1 protein-coding gene is annotated in these 1549 nt (G+C 64.9%); it reads right to left on the reverse strand.

Annotated features, from left to right (window positions below):
- Window positions 1-188: 188 nt before the first annotated feature.
- Complete coding sequence (locus VW23_RS21835; RefSeq protein ID WP_069911609.1) at window positions 189-1220, reverse strand: aldo/keto reductase; 1032 nt, start codon at window positions 1218-1220, stop codon at window positions 189-191.
- Window positions 1221-1549 lie beyond the last annotated feature (329 nt).

The raw sequence follows: 1549 nt of genomic DNA on the forward strand, positions 1-1549 counted from the left end.
TCGCCTCGCATGTCCAGCGCGACGCCTTCCTCTACGCTTTCGTCGATAGCTACAACAAAACCCGCCTCAGGTGCCTCGACTACAAGGCACCAGCCGAGGCCCTCGCCAACCTCACGGGACACAACACCTTCGCGGGGATGACGCTGATGGATGCTGGGGCTTGGGAGCCGAACGCGGCCGCGGTACGTCTACCGCCCGCCCTCGATCTTCCGATGCCGCTGGTTCACCCCGCCCTTGCCGTACGGATAATCGGCAACCTCCGGCGCGCTGGCGTCGGTCAGCTGCTGCGCATGCTCGGCATCGAGCTTGAGACCCGCGGCCGCCAGATTGTCGGCCAGCTGTTCGCGGGTGCGGGCGCCGAGAATCACCGAGGTGACGGCCGGGCGATCGGCGAGCACCGAGAGCGCCACCTGCGCCATTGAGACCCCGAGCGTCTTGGCCACCGCTTCGACCGCTGCGATGACCCGCCAGGTCCGTTCCTGCTCATTGCGCGGACCGTACGATTCCTGCCCGCGAGTGGGGTTTTCGCCCAGCCGCGTCGTACCTGTCGGCAGCTGGTCGCGCTTGTACTTGCCGGTGAGCCAGCCGCCGCCGAGCGGCGACCAGGGCAGGAGCCCGATATTGGCGTCGAGCGCCGCCGGCACGATCTCGTGCTCGATATCGCGGACCAGCAGGTTGTAGTGCGGCTGCAGGGTGATCGGCGGCGCGAGACCGCCGGCTTTGGCGATCCAGGACGCCTTGGTCAGCTGCCAGCCGATGAAGTTGGAAAAGCCGTAATAGCCGATCTTGCCGTTGCGGATGGCGTCGTCGAGGAATCTCAGCGTCTCCTCCAGCGGGGTCAGCGCGTCGAAGGCGTGCATCTGGTAGAGGTCGATATGTTCAACCCCGAGCCGGCTCAGCGAGGCGTCGAGCGCCTGGTTGAGATGGCGGCGCGACAGCCCCAGGTCGTTCGGCCCGTCGCCCATCGGGAAGCGCGCCTTGGTGGTGACCAGCACCTGCTTTGCCGCCTCCGGCCGGGCCTTCAGCCAGCGCCCGACGATCTGTTCCGAGGTGCCAGCCGAATAGACGTCGGCCGTATCGAGGAAATTGCCGCCCGCCGCCACATAGTCGTCCATCAGCTGGAACGACGTCGCCTCGTCCGCCTCGGCCCCGAACGTCATGGTGCCCAAGGTCTGCGATGAGACGATGGCGCCGCTATTGCCGAGCTTACGATACAGCATGATTTCCCTCGATCGATTGAATCGCTTCAAGGGAGTTCTTAATCGGTGCGGGTGTCATGGTCGAGTAGAACTATTTGATGAAGCGGGATGGTGCTGGCTGAAGCAGACGGCCCCCTCCCATCCTCCCCCATGAAGGGGGAGGTGCCCCGCCGGTGTGTTCGGCACGATCCAGCCACAAACTCGACTCTTCACCTCCCCCTTTATGGGCCTGTTGCGTAATCGCGATTTGTGATTCGGTCTGGTTGATTGAGGAGGCCGACGATGGCGGTCAAGCGGACGGGTCAGCTGGGGTTCTCGGATGCTGTGATCGAGGGAGCTGCCGGTCCGCT

This window comes from Devosia insulae DS-56, assembly GCF_000970465.2.
In the GTDB taxonomy this organism is placed as follows: domain Bacteria; phylum Pseudomonadota; class Alphaproteobacteria; order Rhizobiales; family Devosiaceae; genus Devosia_A; species Devosia_A insulae.